This is a genomic window from Clostridium sp. CTA-17, assembly GCF_054767895.1.
The window spans coordinates 34849-52185 of sequence record NZ_BAAABF010000004.1; the positions used below are offsets into that span (position 1 = coordinate 34849).

16 protein-coding genes, 1 tRNA gene and 1 other RNA gene are annotated in these 17337 nt (G+C 27.8%); 2 read left to right on the forward strand and 16 right to left on the reverse strand.

Annotated features, from left to right (window positions below; all coding sequences use genetic code 11):
* Positions 1–9: 9 nt before the first annotated feature.
* From ACYUCG_RS08315 to glsA, 9 genes are all read right to left on the reverse strand, one after another.
* A complete protein-coding gene (locus ACYUCG_RS08315; protein ID WP_283704728.1) occupies positions 10–945 on the reverse strand; it encodes a tetratricopeptide repeat protein in 936 nt (311 codons plus the stop codon).
* 120 nt (positions 946–1065) lie between these two features.
* Positions 1066–1986: a lysophospholipase gene (locus ACYUCG_RS08320; RefSeq protein WP_460268426.1), complete on the reverse strand. Its 921-nt coding sequence runs from the start codon at positions 1984–1986 to the stop codon at positions 1066–1068.
* A 122-nt stretch (positions 1987–2108) separates the two neighbouring features.
* Entirely contained in the window at positions 2109–2705 is a 597-nt protein-coding gene (locus ACYUCG_RS08325; protein ID WP_283677960.1) for a hypothetical protein, read from the reverse strand.
* Positions 2706–2855: 150 nt separating this feature from the next.
* Positions 2856–2941 (reverse strand) — tRNA-Leu (locus ACYUCG_RS08330).
* Positions 2942–2987: 46 nt separating this feature from the next.
* Positions 2988–4100 carry a glycosyl hydrolase family 8 gene (locus ACYUCG_RS08335; RefSeq protein WP_415318955.1) on the reverse strand — a complete coding sequence of 371 codons (1113 nt, stop codon included), beginning with the start codon at positions 4098–4100 and terminating at the stop codon, positions 2988–2990.
* A gap of 51 nt (positions 4101–4151) precedes the next feature.
* Positions 4152–4697, reverse strand: a complete 546-nt coding sequence (locus ACYUCG_RS08340) for a lytic transglycosylase domain-containing protein (protein WP_139933874.1) — start codon at positions 4695–4697, stop codon at positions 4152–4154.
* 9 nt (positions 4698–4706) lie between these two features.
* Positions 4707–5306, reverse strand: a complete 600-nt coding sequence (gene coaE / locus ACYUCG_RS08345) for a dephospho-CoA kinase (RefSeq protein WP_139933876.1) — start codon at positions 5304–5306, stop codon at positions 4707–4709.
* A gap of 16 nt (positions 5307–5322) precedes the next feature.
* Positions 5323–7923, reverse strand: a complete 2601-nt coding sequence (polA, locus tag ACYUCG_RS08350) for a DNA polymerase I (RefSeq protein ID WP_460268427.1) — start codon at positions 7921–7923, stop codon at positions 5323–5325.
* A gap of 336 nt (positions 7924–8259) precedes the next feature.
* A complete protein-coding gene (gene glsA / locus ACYUCG_RS08355; protein WP_460268428.1) occupies positions 8260–9177 on the reverse strand; it encodes a glutaminase A in 918 nt (305 codons plus the stop codon).
* A gap of 238 nt (positions 9178–9415) precedes the next feature.
* Between glsA and ACYUCG_RS08360 the strand changes: the two genes are divergently transcribed.
* Complete coding sequence (locus tag ACYUCG_RS08360; protein ID WP_460268429.1) at positions 9416–9931, forward strand: hypothetical protein; 516 nt, start codon at positions 9416–9418, stop codon at positions 9929–9931.
* Positions 9932–10012: 81 nt separating this feature from the next.
* Positions 10013–11248, forward strand: coding sequence for an aminopeptidase (locus tag ACYUCG_RS08365; RefSeq protein ID WP_415341993.1), 1236 nt, complete (start codon positions 10013–10015; stop codon positions 11246–11248).
* A gap of 219 nt (positions 11249–11467) precedes the next feature.
* Here ACYUCG_RS08365 and ACYUCG_RS08370 read toward each other — a convergent pair whose 3' ends face one another.
* The 7 genes from ACYUCG_RS08370 to ACYUCG_RS08400 all read right to left on the reverse strand — a co-directional run bounded on the left by ACYUCG_RS08370 (position 11468) and on the right by ACYUCG_RS08400 (position 17142).
* Positions 11468–12517: a hypothetical protein gene (locus ACYUCG_RS08370; RefSeq protein ID WP_139933880.1), complete on the reverse strand. Its 1050-nt coding sequence runs from the start codon at positions 12515–12517 to the stop codon at positions 11468–11470.
* Between the two features lie 16 nt (positions 12518–12533).
* Positions 12534–13538, reverse strand: coding sequence for a phosphodiester glycosidase family protein (locus tag ACYUCG_RS08375; protein ID WP_060795923.1), 1005 nt, complete (start codon positions 13536–13538; stop codon positions 12534–12536).
* Positions 13539–14055: 517 nt separating this feature from the next.
* An RNA gene (rnpB, locus tag ACYUCG_RS08380) (RNase P RNA component class A) lies at positions 14056–14402 on the reverse strand.
* A 47-nt stretch (positions 14403–14449) separates the two neighbouring features.
* Positions 14450–14707 (reverse strand): hypothetical protein, encoded by a 258-nt coding sequence (locus tag ACYUCG_RS08385; protein WP_283677966.1) that lies wholly within the window; start codon positions 14705–14707, stop codon positions 14450–14452.
* 171 nt (positions 14708–14878) lie between these two features.
* Positions 14879–15568, reverse strand: coding sequence for a radical SAM protein (locus ACYUCG_RS08390; RefSeq protein ID WP_283704734.1), 690 nt, complete (start codon positions 15566–15568; stop codon positions 14879–14881).
* Positions 15569–15585: 17 nt separating this feature from the next.
* Complete coding sequence (locus tag ACYUCG_RS08395; protein ID WP_460268430.1) at positions 15586–16143, reverse strand: ECF transporter S component; 558 nt, start codon at positions 16141–16143, stop codon at positions 15586–15588.
* Between the two features lie 18 nt (positions 16144–16161).
* The gene (locus ACYUCG_RS08400; protein ID WP_460268431.1) at positions 16162–17142 is read right to left on the reverse strand and encodes a nucleoside hydrolase; all 981 of its coding nucleotides are present in this window, start codon (positions 17140–17142) and stop codon (positions 16162–16164) included.
* Positions 17143–17337: the final 195 nt, after the last annotated feature.

The window sequence follows — 17337 nt, forward strand, 5'->3', positions numbered from 1 at the left end:
ATATTGGCATCAACCAATATCTAAGGTCTCTAAGAAACTTTTAAACTTATTACTATTTCTTACCTCAATCAAATCATTATCTTTATTTATATATTTCATAAATTCTGGATAAAATTCAACAGCTTTAATTAAATCCTCTGTGGCATCCTCTAAATCATTTCCTAAAATAGCCTTAAAGCAACTTCTATTATAATATAAAAAATGATTTTCCGGATTAAATCTTAAACCTAATGATAATATTTCTATTCCCTTTTCTATATTATTTTCTTCCTTATATATAACTGCTAAATTTAAGAATGAAAAAGCATAACCAAAATTCTTTTTAATGGCTTTCTCATAAAATTTCTTAGCCTTATCATATACATTTAATCTCTTATATATTACTCCCATATTAAAAAGTGCTAAATAGTGCTCTCCATCTATTTGAAGAGCTTTAGAAAACATTCTATAAGCCTCTTGAAGCATATCTCTTTCTTCATATATAGATCCTAAATTTATATGAGCCCAAAAGTCTTCTGGACAAACCTCTATTGTCTTTTTATAATACTCTATTGCCCCTTCTTTATCCCCTACATTATCTAATGCATTTGCTAAAAAGAATATAGCCCTATCATAAACTGGGTTTATACTAATAGCCTTTTTATATAATTCTATAGCCTTTACATAATCCTCTTTTTCATCATAAATCACAGCTAATCCATAATAAGCTCTAACCTCAAAACTATTTATACTTAAGGCTTCTTCATATTTTTCCTTAGCCTTTTCAGTATCTCCTAGCTCATCTAGCATTAAAGCTATACTTATTATTAAGTCTATATCCCTTTCTCCTTCTAGAAGCTCCTCTGCTCTTAAATAATAATTTAAGGCTTTTATTAAATTCCCTTCATCATGTGCTTTGTCACCACTACGTATATAATTATCTATAGTTCTATAGTTATTATCCATATCTTCTCCTACTTTTCCAATCTGTTATATCAAAATCATGTTAACTTACATAAAGCAAAAAGGAGGTATCAAAATTTTGACACACTCCTAATTAATACTCTAATTAATTATATATATCTTTTAAATATTTTTCAACAGCCACTGAATAGTATCTTCCATAACTTCTACTTTATTTTTTTCATTTAACATTTCATGTCTTCCATTTTCATATAGCTTATACTCAATATTTTTTACGCCTACTTCTTCTAATTTATCTTTTAAGTTGATTACACCTTTACCAAAATTACCTACTGGATCTTCATCTCCTCCGAAAATATAAATAGGCATTTCTTTATTTATTCTATTCATATTTTCAGCTTTATGTATGCTTCTTACCCCTCTTAACAAATCGTAATAAAAGGAACTTGAACATATAAAACCATATCTTTCATTTTCTATATACTTGTCTACTTCACTTTCTACACTACAAAGCCAATCAAAATCTGTCCTATTTGGTTTAAAATTCTTATTAAATCCTCCAAAAATCAACTTGTCCATAAGTTTACTTTTATGTTCTCTTCCCTTTAATGACATTTCTACTTGAGCTACAAATTCTCCAAGTGGAGCTAACTTATCTGGCTCACCATTAGTTCCTGATAAAATCAAAACATCCACTAAATCATTATATTCTTGAACTAGTCTCTGACTTACAAAAGATCCCATACTATGTCCAAAAAGTATTATTTTATATCCTTTATGTTTTTCTTTAGAAGACTCTATTAAAGTTTTAGCATCATCAATCATCCATTGGAATCCATCATTCTCAGCTTGATATCCTAAAGAATCTAAATCCTTAGCTGTAAATCCATGCCCCCTATGGTCATGAGCATAAACTAAAAATCCTGCGTCAACAAGTTTTTCTGCAAATTCATCATATCTAATAGCATCTTCTGTCATTCCATGTAATATGTGTACAATTGCCTTAAATTCCTCGCCATTACTCCATTTATACCCTTGTAATTCTAATCCTTCATCATCTTTAAATATAAAATTCTCTCTCAAATCCATCAACTCCTTTTAGACTATGTAGTATAAAAATCTCCTTAATACTAAGATACTACTTAATCTAAAATCTTTAAACAGGTACTTTAAGTGATTTACTATTTTTTATTAACTTATTAATATTATATTAACAAATCTTTATCCTCTGCATAAATTTCAAACTTTTCTCTCCATATATGAGCTCTTTTTTCATCAATTTCTGCTACATAATTTAAAAATCTATTTAACTCATCTCTTTTAAAAAGCCCTTTAAAAAGATGCCTTGGAAATGATACTCTCTTTCTATAGTTATTTTTAGGATCTATTATTTTAAGAGTATAATCATCTTGTATATATATATCCTTACACCTTATATCAATTCTTTTAAATCCCAATCTTTCAAATTCTAAAATCATTAAATATAATTCCTTACAAAGCTCCTCATCTAGATTTCCTCTTCTTAGATACTTATCTAATCTAACCCCATCAACATATTCCCGTATAATATATCCTGGCTTAGCTTCATATATCCTTGGAAAAAATCTAGACTTTCTAACTCGTTTTAATATACTGCTTTCATCCTTCCAAACACTCATTCTTCTAAAAATTTTTATGGCTCTATTATTTTTAAGGAGAAATACAACACCATTATGTCCCTCCCCCAATAATTCTGCTTCTTTCAAAGATTTTTCTAAATTACTACTTATATCTTTAAGGCTATAATCAAAATTTTTACTCATTTTACCCCTCTTATTAATAAGTGCTTAATACTATATTATACATTTTTTATAATAAAAAATGACTAATTTCTTAATTAAGAAATTAGTCACCTTGAATAAGTATATAAAAAATCAAATCATATTATTTTTTAATATATCATAAATTTAAATTGGTGCAGATAGCGGGACTTGAACCCGCATACTCCTTGAAGTAATACCCCCTCAAGATATCGTGTCTGCCATTCCACCATATCTGCATAAAATATTGTCCATTATATTTATATGAACAATATTATTATTTTATTACTTATATTTTTGAAAAGCTAGTAGAGCATTTAAGTTATCAAAAGAATATACACTTTGAGTCTTTTCATCTCCAAATCCACCATAAAGCACACTATCCTTATTTTTTATTTGATAATATTTTAGTTTATCTATTGCCTTGTTAAATAACTCTTTATCTCCAATGTGATTTGCTATTAAGGCTACATTAGAGTATATTGATGGAGATTCAATCTGTGATGTAGCCTCACCATTTTTAGCATTATAGGTAGCTACTAAGAATCCATCTTTCTTAAACTTTTCCTTTATCCATTTAATAGATGACTCCTCATTTTCTCCAGCTTCAATTCTATTTAAAATTACTATTGTAGATAATAATAAATCAACATTTTCTTCTTCATCATATTTTTGAGTTTCTTGATAGAATACTTTTCTGTATAAAGGAACCTTTTCAGATATTTTTCCATTTTCTATTATACCATTAGATTTTTCATAAATACCTTCCCATTTCTTATCTACTTGACTCAATAATTTCATAGTAGGTAAATCTAAATAACATAGAGTAGTTGTATTACCTTTTCCATAGTTATCTATATAATCTACTAAAGTTTCATTTTCTTCTGCATGTTTAAGTAAAGAATTAGCAATATTTATAGCATAAAATTTATAATAAAAACTACCCCATCTGTTATTAGCTAAAAGAAGAGCTTTTATTATTCTAAGTTCATCTATGGTTGCAGAGGAAGGTGAATTTTCATTTCCTTCTTTTCTCCAACTGATAAGTCCATTTTTTAATCTCATTCCTTTTACTATGTCAAAATGCTCATCAAATAGTTCTCTATTATTAGCATTTACTGAGTATAACATCATAAGCCCCTCTGACTCTGATAATACTGAGTGACCTTTAGTTATCTCTCCTTCTGAACTCGTATCTAGATAATTTGTATATATTCCATATCCACTTTTACTCAAATCCTTCTCTATAAAATCAAAAAGCATTTTTTCTTCTGGTGGATTAAAATTATCATCCCAATTAACATCCATATGTACTGGTTTTAAATACTCTCTATTAAAAAATAATATAAAAATAGCGATTATTAAAATACCACCTATAGCTATTAGCCATTTTTTCAAAACATCACCTCCCAAAGCTTTATCCATAGTGTATTAAAATATATAGGTCACTTAAGAATAAAGTGACCTATATATATTGTAATAAACATTTACTTTTTTTACATATTTATCAGTTTCTTTAAATGGTATATAAGTAAGATTTTTTCCATCGTTAGAATGTTCGTTACTATTAAGCCATTCTTGAACTCTACCTCTTCCAGCATTGTAAGCTGCAATTACAAGATCCCAATCTCCAAATTCTTTATAAAGATTATTTAAATACCAACATCCAAACCTTATATTAACTTCTGGCTCTAATAATAAATCGGTATTAAATTCAATAATCCCTTGTTTTTCGGCTATCCATTTTCCAGTAGATGTGGTAATTTGCATAAGCCCCTTTGCGTCCTTATTAGATTTAGCATCTTCATCAAAATTACTTTCTGCTTTCATAACTGACATAACAAAATAAGGATCTAAATTATATTCTTTACTATATTTCTCTACATAATTCATATACTTTAGTGGAAATATAACATTTTTTAATATATATCCACTCCCTAAAAACAGTAAACAAATGGCTAAAACAATTATAACTAGCCTTATAATTTTCTTCATATAACTCTCCTACTGATATAAAGTAAAAAACTCTAACAAATCATCAATTTGTTCCTTTGTTTTAATTAAATTACCACTATTATCAATTATTATGTTAGCATAATCTTTTTTTCTTTCAAGACTTAATTGAGAATTTATTCTATTTATAGCTTCACCTTTACTAAGCTTATCTCTAAATCCCATTCTTTCTATTTGGCTACTTTTATCTACCCAAACTAGAACAACCATATCCATATCCTTATGCATATCATTTTCTATTAAGGTTGCCCCATCTATAACTACTAGCTTAGTATTGCTTTTTTCATATTCTTTAAGTTTAATCTCTATTTCCTCTTTTATATAAGGCATTATTATTTCCTCATACTTTATTCTTTCCTTTGGAAATCTAAAAATATGGTTGCCAAACTCTCTTCTTCTAAAATCACCTCTCCAATCAAAGAAATGACCTCCAAAAGTAGCTCTTACCCTTAAAAGTATATCTGGGTATTTTTCTAATACTTCTCTTGCAATAATATCTGCATCTATAACTGGGATTCCTGCCTCTTTTATCATAGAAGAAATAGTGCTTTTGCCTGAGCATATTCCTCCTGTAAGGCCTACTTTAATCATAGAATCAGTACCCTCCTTATTTTAACTTATACCAATCTTCTCCAACATTAACATCAACATCTAATGGTACACTTAATTTAATTGTATTTTCCATTTCCTCTTTAAGAAGTTTCTTAACAATTTCTAATTCTCCTGGAACAACATTTATTATAAGTTCATCGTGAACCTGTAATATTAACTTACTATTTAAATTTAATTCTTTTAACTTGTTATATACATTTACCATGGCAAGCTTTATTATATCTGCTGCTGTTCCTTGTATTGGAGCATTCATTGCAAGTCTTTCTCCTAAGGCTTTTACTATTTTATTTGAAGCATTTGCTTCAGGTATATATCTTCTTCTATTTAACATAGTTAATACATATCCTTTTGTTTGAGCTTCTTCAATAACATTAGAAATATACTCTTTAATTTTGGGATATCTTTCAAAATATATATCCATATATTCTTTAGCTTCTTTTCTTGGAATATTTAAATCCTGTGAAAGACTAAAATCACTTATTCCATATACTATACCAAAGTTTACAGCCTTAGCTCTACTTCTCATTAATGGAGTTACCTCTTCAACTGGAACTTTAAATACTTCAGAAGCAGTCTTAGTGTGTATATCTGAATGATGATTAAATGCATTTATCATATTTTCATCACCAGAAATATGAGCTAAAACTCTAAGTTCTATTTGTGAGTAGTCAGCTGATATTAATAAATCTCCTTCTTCTTTTGGTATAAATACCTTTCTTATTTCTCTACCCATTTCATATTTTATAGGTATATTTTGAAGGTTAGGCTCTGTTGATGAAAGTCTACCTGTAGTAGTTACAGTTTGATTAAATGTTGAATGTATAGAACCATCTGTATCTATAACAGCCTTTAATCCCTCAACATAAGTTGAATATATTTTTGAAAGCTGTCTAAAATATGTTATTTTTTCTATTATAGGATGTTTGTCCTTAAGCTTTTCTAAAACTTCTGCATTAGTTGAATATCCAGTTTTAGTTTTCTTTATAACTGGTAAATCTAATTTTTCAAATAATATCTTACCTAATTGCTTTGGAGAATTTATGTTGAACTCTTCATCTGCAAGTTCAAATATCTCTTTTTGTGTTTCTTCTAGCTCTCTTTTAAACTTAATAGATAACTCATCTAAAATATCTTTATTTACTTTAAATCCTATTGATTCCATAGAAGATAAAACTGTTTCTAAAGGAAGCTCAATATCATACATAAGTCTTTCCATTTTCTCTTCTTCTATCTTTTTCTTTAGAACTAAAGTCAACTCTTTCATAAATGAAATTCCAACTAAGTCTTCCTCTCCCTCTTTTACATTAGGGAATTTTGAAAGATAGTTATTTATTAAGGATAAAAGAGTATATTCTCCCTTAGATGAATCTATTAAATATGCTGCTAATTCACAATCAAAAGCTAATCCCTTAAATTCTATTCCTAATTTCTTTAAAGCTGTTAAGGCATTTTTTATACTATAACCATTTTTTAATATATCTTCATTCTCAAAAAATTCTTTAAATGATTTAATATTCTCCTCTTCTTTTACTAACTCTCTAAAGTTAATTAAATAATTTTTCTCATCATAATTAATAAATATTTTATCAATCTCTATAGTAGAATACTTTTCTTTATTTAAGTAAGTAAAATTAATATATACTTCCTCTTTTATATTCTTAAATAACTCTTCTAATTCTTTATTATTTTCTATATTAGTTATTTTAATTTCTATTTCTGGCTCTTCTTCTTCTCCATTTGATAATTTATCTAATATAGATTTCATTTGAAGCTTAGTAAATAAAGCTTTTAACTGATCTTTATTATAATCATCCTTTGATTTAATCTCATCTAAATCAAAATCTATAGGAACATTAGTCATAATAGTGGCTAATTTTTTAGAGAATATAGCCTGTTCGCTGTACTCAGTTAAATTTTCTTTTAACTTTTTACCACTTATGTTATCTATATTTTCTAAAACTGCCTCTACTGAACCATACTCTTTTATTAATTTAAAGGCTGTTTTTTCTCCTACTCCTGGTACCCCTGGAATATTATCAGATTTATCTCCCATAAGTCCTTTAACATCTATAAACTGAGTAGGAGTCACTCCATACTCTTCAACCATTCTATCATAGTTATAAACTTCTATCTCAGAAACACCCTTCTTAGTTATACATACATTTATATCCTTAGCTGCTAGTTGAAGGGCATCCTTATCTCCAGTCATAATATAAACTTCGATTCCTTCACCTTCAGCCACCTTAGCTAAACTTCCTATAATATCATCTGCTTCGAATCCATCTAATTCGTAAGTTGTTATTGAAAATAACTTTAGCATTTCCTTAACAATTGGAAACTGCTCTGCTAACTCAGGAGGCATTTTCTTTCTTCCAGCCTTATAATCCCCATACTCTAAATGTCTAAAAGTTGGTGCTTTTTTATCAAAAGTACAAACTATATAATCAGGTTTTATATCCTCTCTCATCTTAAAAAGCATATTTGTAAAACCATAAATAGCATTTGTATGAGTTCCTTCACTATTGCTAAGCAAAGGCACAGCATAAAAGGCTCTATTTAAAAGACTGTTTCCGTCTAATATCAATAATCTTTTCATTCTAATCCTCCAATATATTATTCTATTAATCTAACATTCTAGATATTTACTCTATTATATAAAGTCTTTCTATAATAAAACTTATAAATAATATGAAAAAAATATCTGAATGAGTTTTAGAATTTAAGCAATTATGTAGAAAGATTTACGTTAATAAGCTGAGACTGTTTGACCAGCGGGAGTTTCGAAGCTTTAGTAAATCTTTCGGAGTAATTGCTATAAATTCTTAACGATATTCAGTAATTATTTGAATATATTTATAAGTTTATTTTAGACTTTTAAACAACCATCTCTTTTAATGATTTTTCCCATTAGTTCTAATAATATTAACACATTTTAGAAAATACTTAAATCTAATTCCTCAGATAAATCCTTCATAACATGTGTTCCTGCTATACTATTTCCTTTATCATCTAAAGAAGGTCCAAAAATACCTATTCCCATTCTTCTTGGAACAGCAGCCATTATTCCGCCACCAACTCCACTCTTAGCTGGAATTCCTATATGTACAGCAAATTTACCTGAGTCATCATACATACCACAAGTAACCATTATTGTTTTTATTATTCTGCAAATTTCTCTAGATATTACTCTTTCTCCACTCCAAGGTAATACTCCATCATTGGCAAGCATAGCACCAAATCTAGCTAAATCTTTAGCATTAACTTCTAGAGAACATTGTTTAAAATATAAATCTAATATGTCATCTATATTTCCTTCTATAACTCCATTACTTTTCATAAAGTATGCTAAAGCTCTATTTCTATCTCCAGTTTCCTTTTCAGATAAATAAACATCTTCGTTTAATTGAATATCATCATTTCCTGTTACTTTTCTAGTAAATTCTAAAATTCTCTCAAACTTATCTTCCTCACTATCACCTTCAATTAAAGATGTTGTTAATATAGCTCCTGAATTAACCATAGGGTTAAAAGGTTTTTTAGAAGGCTTTCTCTCTAAACTTACTATACTATTAAAGCTATCCCCAGTTGGTTCAACACCTACTCTTGAAAAGACTCTATCTTTTCCATTATCTAATATTGCAAGCATTAAAGTTATTACTTTTGATATACTCTGGATAGTAAATTTTTTCTCATACTCTCCTGCCCCTACCTCTTTTCCATCAAGAGTAACTATATATATACCTAAATCTTCTTTATTTGCTTTTTCTAATTCTGGAATATAAGATGCCAGTTTTCCATGTTCAACATATTGTCTATTATTTTCTATTAAACTTTCAAGAAAATTTTTCACTTTTGTTCGCTCCTTAGTCTAATTTTTTTATTTAATGACTTAATAATTAATATATAAACATTATAACATTTTCAACGAATTATTATAAATCTTTTAAAATACTTTTATGTTCTATATGTAATACAATAAAAAATATTAGTAATTTATGTTTATTATCTCAATAATATATTACTTCAATCAACTTTTATTAAAGTTCCTTCATAGAATATAGAATAAAAAGCTTTGAGGTTTTTTTATTATGGATATAGATGATATTAATATACTTATGAAATATCTAACCAACCTTCCAATGAAAGAATATAAAAAGAAATTTACTTTTTTAGGAGAAGGAATAGCAAGAAAAGTTTTTGCTTTAAATAAAAATTTAGTTGTTAAAGTTGCTAAGGATGAAGATGGTCTCCATCAAAATTTTGTTGAATCATATATTTTCAAAAATGCTCCTTATAAGCTAAAAAGGTATTTATGTCCTGTACTTCTTTATAATAAAAGGATTTTAATAATGCCTAGAGCAGAGGTTTTTCCTAACATAAGAAGAAAAACTTTTGTTGATTTAAAGGAATTGCGTGAAGAAAGTTCTATTGAGGAAGACATTTGTGACCTTGGAGAAAAATATCTTCTATTTAAAGAAGATTTATATGTTCACAGTTCTTGGGGAATTATAAATGATACCTATTATTTAATAGATTATGGTTGTACTTCTGAAGAGGGAGACGTATATTACGACCTTCTTATGAAAATAAATGGAATTTTATAAAATAATCTTTTTAATTAATTGTTTTATAAATTTTACTGCATTATAATAATGGTAAGAATTTGTAAAGAAAGGACTGATATTATGAACAAATTTGAAAGCATGTTAGAAAATTATGCAAAGTTAGCTACTCATATAGGAGTAAATGTTCAAGAAGGTCAAACACTTGTTATATCATCTCCTGTAGAATGTGCAGAATTTACAAGAATGCTTGTTAAATCTGCTTATGAAAAGGGAGCAAAGGATGTTGTTGTTCAATGGAATGATGAAATATGCGGCAAAATTAAATATGAACACTCTCCATTAGAAGTTTTTGAAAACTTCCCAGATTGGATGAAAGAATCAAGATTAAGCTATGCTAAAGAAGGAGCTTGTTTCTTAAGTATTTCTGCCTCTGATCCTGAACTTCTAAAAAATATAGATCCTGCTAAAATAGCTGCATTTAGAAAATCATCAAGTACAGCTTTAAAAGAATTTAGTGAAATGTTAATGAGCAATAAAAATGCATGGTCAATAGTTTCTATTCCAACTAAAGCTTGGGCTAAAAAAGTTTTCTCTGATCTATCTGAGGAAGAAGCAGTAGATAAATTATGGAATGAAATCTTTAAAATAGTTAGAGTTGATACAGATAATCCTGTTGAAGCTTGGAATAAACATAAAGAAACATTAAAATACCATATGGATTACTTAAATGAAAAGAATTTAAAATCACTTCATTTTGAAAATTCACTTGGAACTGATTTAACTATAGAATTACCAGAAAATCACCTTTGGGCTGGTGGAGCTGAATACACTCAAGATGGAGTTGAATTCATAGCTAATATGCCTACTGAGGAAGTATTCTCTATGCCTTCTAAGTTTGGAGTTAATGGAACAGTATTTAGTTCTAAACCTTTAAACTACGGTGGAAATTTAATAGATAATTTCTCAGTTACTTTTAAAGATGGAAAAGTTGTTGATTTTACAGCTGAAAAAGGATACGATACTTTAAAACATCTTTTAGATACTGATGAAGGTGCTAAATATTTAGGAGAAGTTGCTCTTGTTCCTTACAATTCTCCTATATCAAATTCAGGAATAATTTTCTTCAATACTCTATATGATGAAAATGCTTCTTGTCATTTAGCTTTTGGTAAAGCATATTCTTTATGTATAAAAAATGGTGAAAATATGACTAATGAAGAACTTGAAAAAGCTGGAGCTAATGATTCATTAACTCATGTAGATTTCATGATAGGAACTAAAGATTTAAAAATTACAGGTTTAACTCACGATAATGTTGAAATTCCAGTATTTAAAGATGGTAACTGGGCATTTTAATATTTAAATACCTATTTAGAATATATAATTAAAATAAATTATATTATTATCTTAGCATAGGCACATGTTTTAAATTCATATTTATTTCTAAATATAATATTAAAAGCCTATATTAATCTAAAGTAAAAGGGCAAAGAATACCTTATTTAATGTAAAGTATTCTTTGCCTTTTTTATATTAATTATTTAAATTCATTTTAGATTCTATATAATATTTACACTAAGTATTTTTAGATGAATCAAAATATACTCTATGAAGTTTATTTCCATTTATAATTGTTGCAAATCCATTAGAATACATTTGTAAGAAGTCACCTTCATATTTATACTCTTTTCCATTTTTAATATCTTTAACAACTTTTTGTTCTTCTTCTAAAACGTATATTTCTCCATCTTTTCCTATATAGATATTATTTAGCTCTAAGTTTTTTTCTAGAGGTATTTTATTCCAAGTATCAATTGACTTTTCTACATTTCCATAAACTATTTTAAATACTTTGTTATCTTTTATTTCACCAAAATATATATTTCCAGTTTCATCAACCCCTAAAAGTCTAACTTTATATACAGGATTAATTCCTAATTTCTTATTTGGTTGTGTAAGATATATTCCTGACTCTTTTTCACTGTCATATACTAATCTATCTGCTCTTGGCATTATTTCAATATTTCCTGGTGAATCAGTCACTAGCTTTACATCAGTTACATCATCATTATTATCTATTCTCTTAACTATAGACTCTTTTGTATCTTCATTATTAAATTCAATGTATATAACTCCAGTCTTAGTTGAAGCTGTTATCTCATTAACTTTATAAGAAGAATTTATATTACCAAGCTCAATTTTCTTAGTTTTATTTGTATCTACATCAATAGAATATAACTTAACTATATTTTTTTTATTATTATATTTAATATCTGTAATTACAAGCAATCTATTTCTATCTCTAAGCCAAGTATAATAAGATGCTTTTTCATTATCTATATCAACATTACTTTCATCTTCTTTAAGAGTATTAAATACTTTAAGTTCATTATTATTATTTAAATATGCTATATACTCTCCATCATAAGATATCTTTTTATCTATCATATGTCCTGGTAATTTTACATCATTATTCTCTTTTGTATGTTGGCTAGCTATATCTATAGCTTTTACATTTACATCAGAATTTAACTTAAAATAAAATTTATCAAAAACAAATAAAACTAAGCATTGTAAAATTACGGACAATAGTCCCCACTTTAAAAATTGCTTTAATTTATCCATAAAATTCTCCTCTTTATTATTTTACTATTACAGCTGAAGGAATAGATCTTTCACCTACATTTGATGCTGGATTATTTATTACTTTTCCATTTAAGTACATAGTAGTTGATTTACCTCCGTCAAGGTTTATAGCAGTAACTACATTACAAGTATTTAATAATACTTCCTGTAATTCTTTTAAAGTAGCTCCTCCACTTGTTAAACTTCTACCATCAATAACTAACATTACTATTGATCCATCAGCTCTTTGTCCAATAGCAGTTCTTGGGGCAACTCCCCATCCCCCATCACCTTTCATAGGTGTAGGTTCTCCTTCTTTAACTAAAACAGGTCCAAAACTTACAGCTTCCTTAACATTTAATTCTTTAAGATTATTAAATGAATACATGCCTGCAATCATTTTTCCTTCTTTAGTTATTCCAACTAACTCAATTTTTTCATCGTCTGGTACATCTTTATAAACCAATTTTCCTTCTGATATAACTATTCCAGCAGGAGTTCCACCATTACCAGTCCATTGAGCAGTACTAGATTTATCTGTAAAAGCTCCTCCATTTATTGCTGCAACGGCATTATTTTCCTTAGCAATCTCTGAAGTAGTTTGTCCTTCTTCTCCAAGATATTTAGAAACTCCTATTTTTACCCTAGTAGGATCTTTTACTACTATATAATATCCACTATATTTAAAGTTTTCAAAAGAGTATAATTCTATACTATTATCATGTTTAGTTGGTAAATTAACATTTGTATTTGTATTTTTATGATTTGTATTTGTATCCTCAATATTAGAATTTAATATTTCATTAATTTTTTCATCTGATAAAAATGTAGTTGCCATCCACTGATGACTAAAACTAGTCATAGCTGCCCCTACATAAGTCCTTTTAGCATTTTCAAATGGTCCATATAAAAGTATAAAAGGTGCTGTAACAGCAGTGAATATAAATTCAAAAGCAATAAACATTGCTATGGTCTTCCACTTCTTTTTACTTCTCCTCTTCTTTCTACTATCTCTCCCCATTTTTCCTCCTTAATTTAAAATAATTAAATTTCCTTTGTAATTTAAACCAACTAACCCTTACATTCTATTATTTTTAAAATATCACTTATCTATTATACATTATTTTTAATACAATATTATTACAAAGTTCTATTTTATTTATTAAAATTATCTATTTTTTTAAAAATCTCATAATTTATTCATAAATAACTAGTAATATACCTGTATATTTATAAATTAAACTTTCTTTCGTCATAACCTAAAAATAAAACACAAAATATAATCTTTATAATCTCAAATACTTTCCTCATTTGTTTCAACTCCTTTAAATTCTTACAAAACACTTATGAATTTATTAGTTATGAATTCATATTTTTCTAAATTACGAATTCCTTTCAAATTTGTAATCTCCTCTATTATGTATATCCAATAAAATTGAATTAATACTGTAAGATTAAAGTTAATAAGGAAACAAAATATCAGTATATTTTTCTGTAAAATAAAAAAACACTTAGGTATTATAACCTAGTGTTTTATAAATACGAGATAAGTCTATAAGCCGAGTTCTGTATTTGACAATCATCTATCTAGGCCTACCGTTGCCGATAGGCTCAAGCGACACACCCGAGGACGGGACGGGCAGCCCCTATATGTCCTCCTATTTGGTCTTGCTCCAGATGGGGTTTACATAGCAGTATAGTCACCTATACCCTGGTGAGCTCTTACCTCACCTTTCCACCCTTACCTAGATAAATCTAGGCGGTTTATTTCTGTTGCACTATCCTTAGAGTCACCTCCACTGGACGTTATCCAGCATCCTGCCCTATGGAGCTCGGACTTTCCTCTCCTAGTTCTAAGACTAGCAGCGATTGTCTGGCTTACTCGCAAGATTAATATTAACATATATAATTATTTTTTTCAAATCATTTTTTCTACCATTTATTACAAATAACAAATATTGCTACTATTCCAATACAAATAATAGCTAAAGGAACTCCTATTTGACTTATTATAAGGAAAGTTAATATTCCCCCTATAGCCCCCCACTTTAAAGCATTTCTGAAATAACAATTATTAATAAGACATCTTTTACAAGCATTTCTCCTAAAATTTCTAATTAATCTATTAAAATCTCTCCTTAAGCCTCTAAAGCAGTCTCCATTAAATTTATTTCCAAAATTGGACCACATAATTCTCCACCCTAAGTATTACTTATACACCATTATATGAAAAAGAACTTGTTTTCTCCATAAAACAAGTTCTTTTTCCTAAAAGTTTAATATAAAATTATGTTTCTATATAATCTTTATTTATATTCTTATAATAATTTAATTTATTTATAAACACACTACTATAAAATACTAATCTCCTACCCCAAAGTCTGTATTTTCAAATAATACTTCTATGGTTTTATTATCCTTTAAGAAAGAATATTCTTTTTCAAACCATTTAATAAGTTCCTCGTCTCTTTTGAAAGAAGTTGTGTTTTCAGTCCATATATTAACTGTTCCATACTTAAAATTATTTAAAAGTATATCCATATCTCTTTTTATCATATCCTTGGTCTGACCCTTTATTCCAACCATTAAGCATATTGACTTAAAGTATTTTTTTACTTCTTCTACATCATTAAATCTAGCATTTTTATTTAAGATATCATTTCTAAAATAATCATCAAAGGTTTCAATTCCAGTTTTAAATATTATAGGAACTCCAAAATATTCTTCTATTTCTTTTAATCTATTTCTATAACACCAATGTGCTTCAAAGAAAAGTTTTTTAATATTTTTCTCAATAACAATCCTTTTTATCTCTTCTAAGGTTTCCTTTGGAAGTTCAAAAACACTTCCAGAGTTTATTACTTCTAAAACACCATAAATTCCTTTTACATTACTAAGAACTTCTTTATTTAATTTTATTATCTCTTCAGTATTCTTTGAGTTATCTTCTATATAATCACAAAAGGCACACTTTCCCCATACACAAGGAAAAGATTTTAGAAGAACTATTTCTCTATTATTTTTATTATCTATAACATTATATCTATCCAAAATTTTTTCATCTCCATTTAATTATTTTGTACTCTTAACAAAATATTTTTAGGCAATCTTACAACAACCTGTAACATTATTAAAACTGCTACTAATTTATCACAATAATCTGTTAAAAATTGTGTTATAAAAGCACTTACTACAGGGTTAACCCCTAAATTATTTAAAATAACTATTATATAACTAGAACCTGATGAAGTAAGACCACCAAATATATAGGCAGTTAGACAAGCTCCTACGAAGCTTACAAATAAAGTCATTATAAATACACTTAAAAATAATTTCTTTCCTTTCATAAGACCTTTTTCATAAAAATATCCAGCGAAAAATCCAGTAAATATTTGAACTGGTGCAAAATATAAAGAATATATATCAAAGGTTATTCCACTAACCACACTTCCTAAGACTCCAGTTACCATTCCATAAACAGGTCCTAATACAAATGCAACCATAATTGTACCTATAGAATCTAAATAAATAGGTAATCTTAAATTCAATGCTATAAAAGCTCCAATTATATTTAATGCTATTCCTATTCCCATTATTGTTAACTTTAAACTCTTTGAACTTCTCATATTAATATTCCCTCCTTATTAAATACCATACTTTGGATTATTAAGTATATTTTTAATATCATCTTTATGACTCGGGAATATTTTATTAAGAAAACTTACCATAAATTCTTTGCTATTAACTTTATCTAAAACAAATACATTTTTTCTTTTTTTATAAAAATCTGCAACATCAACAACACTTTGTCCCATTGATATGTCCTGGCAAGCTATGTCCACATAAGCCTTAAAACCCTCACAAAGCTCTCTATTTATAAAATACTCTACTGCTAAAGGGTCATTTATAACACATCCAAGTGTTCTCTCTTGTTCCCAATGGAAATCAACATAGAATCTAGTAATATCATATATAAAATCACCAATTTCATCTTTAAATTGATGTATCATTTCTCTTAAATTTGGTGTTAAAACTATCTCTCTTGTAATATCTAAACCAACCATGGTAAATTCACCATTAAACTTTTTTAGAAACTCCCTTGCTCCATGAGGATCTACCCAGTAATTAAATTCAGCTACTGGTGAACAATTTCCATGACTCTTATAAGCTCCACCCATAGAAACTATCTCCTTAACTCTATGAAAAGTTTCCGAATCCTTCTCTATAGCTCTGCATAGATTTGTTAAGGGCCCAAGAGCAATAATACTAACATTTTCATCATTTTTTAAAGTATTTAAAATAAAATCAACACCATTTTCTCTAATATATTCACTAGAGACCTCTTCTAAAAAAGTTTCTCCTAAGCCATCTTCCCCATGAGTATCCTGTGCTGTTACAAGCTCTCTTTTAATTGGCTTACTTTCTCCTAAGTAAACAGGAATATCCAATCTACCTAAAAGCTTAAGTACCTTTAAGGCATTTTTAGCTCCCTGTAAACTTTCAACATTTCCTGATACAGTGGTTATTCCAATAACCTCAATCTCTTTTGACTTTAATGCAAGAATAATGGCTAAAGCATCGTCTATCCCTGGATCGCAATCAATAATTACCTTTCTCTTATCCATTTTAATTTCCTCCCTTTGATTTAACTTCACCAAAAGGAACTGTTATTATCTTTAAGCTTCCTAATAACTATCTTTTTGCTAAGATAAATTTTAAAACTAATCTTACTAAGCTTTATAATAATCCTAAAAAAAAATTAATCACCTATTAAAAACATAATTTAACTCTTCATTTATACTTTTAATAATCTTAGTTAA

Excerpts from the sequence above, each read along its gene's own strand:
- polA (WP_460268427.1), bottom strand. The coding sequence starts at position 7,923 with ATGAAAAGATTATTGATATTAGACGGAAACAGTCTTTTAAATAGAGCC.
- ACYUCG_RS08375 (WP_060795923.1), bottom strand. The coding sequence starts at position 13,538 with ATGGGGAGAGATAGTAGAAAGAAGAGGAGAAGTAAAAAGAAGTGGAAG.
- ACYUCG_RS08340 (WP_139933874.1), bottom strand. The coding sequence starts at position 4,697 with ATGAAGAAAATTATAAGGCTAGTTATAATTGTTTTAGCCATTTGTTTA.
- ACYUCG_RS08385 (WP_283677966.1), bottom strand. The coding sequence starts at position 14,707 with ATGTGGTCCAATTTTGGAAATAAATTTAATGGAGACTGCTTTAGAGGC.
- ACYUCG_RS08315 (WP_283704728.1), bottom strand. The coding sequence starts at position 945 with ATGGATAATAACTATAGAACTATAGATAATTATATACGTAGTGGTGAC.
- ACYUCG_RS08360 (WP_460268429.1), top strand. The coding sequence starts at position 9,416 with ATGGATATAGATGATATTAATATACTTATGAAATATCTAACCAACCTT.
- ACYUCG_RS08325 (WP_283677960.1), bottom strand. The coding sequence starts at position 2,705 with ATGAGTAAAAATTTTGATTATAGCCTTAAAGATATAAGTAGTAATTTA.
- ACYUCG_RS08370 (WP_139933880.1), bottom strand. The coding sequence starts at position 12,517 with ATGGATAAATTAAAGCAATTTTTAAAGTGGGGACTATTGTCCGTAATT.
- ACYUCG_RS08395 (WP_460268430.1), bottom strand. The coding sequence starts at position 16,143 with ATGAGAAGTTCAAAGAGTTTAAAGTTAACAATAATGGGAATAGGAATA.
- ACYUCG_RS08365 (WP_415341993.1), top strand. The coding sequence starts at position 10,013 with ATGAACAAATTTGAAAGCATGTTAGAAAATTATGCAAAGTTAGCTACT.
- ACYUCG_RS08400 (WP_460268431.1), bottom strand. The coding sequence starts at position 17,142 with ATGGATAAGAGAAAGGTAATTATTGATTGCGATCCAGGGATAGACGAT.
- coaE (WP_139933876.1), bottom strand. The coding sequence starts at position 5,306 with ATGATTAAAGTAGGCCTTACAGGAGGAATATGCTCAGGCAAAAGCACT.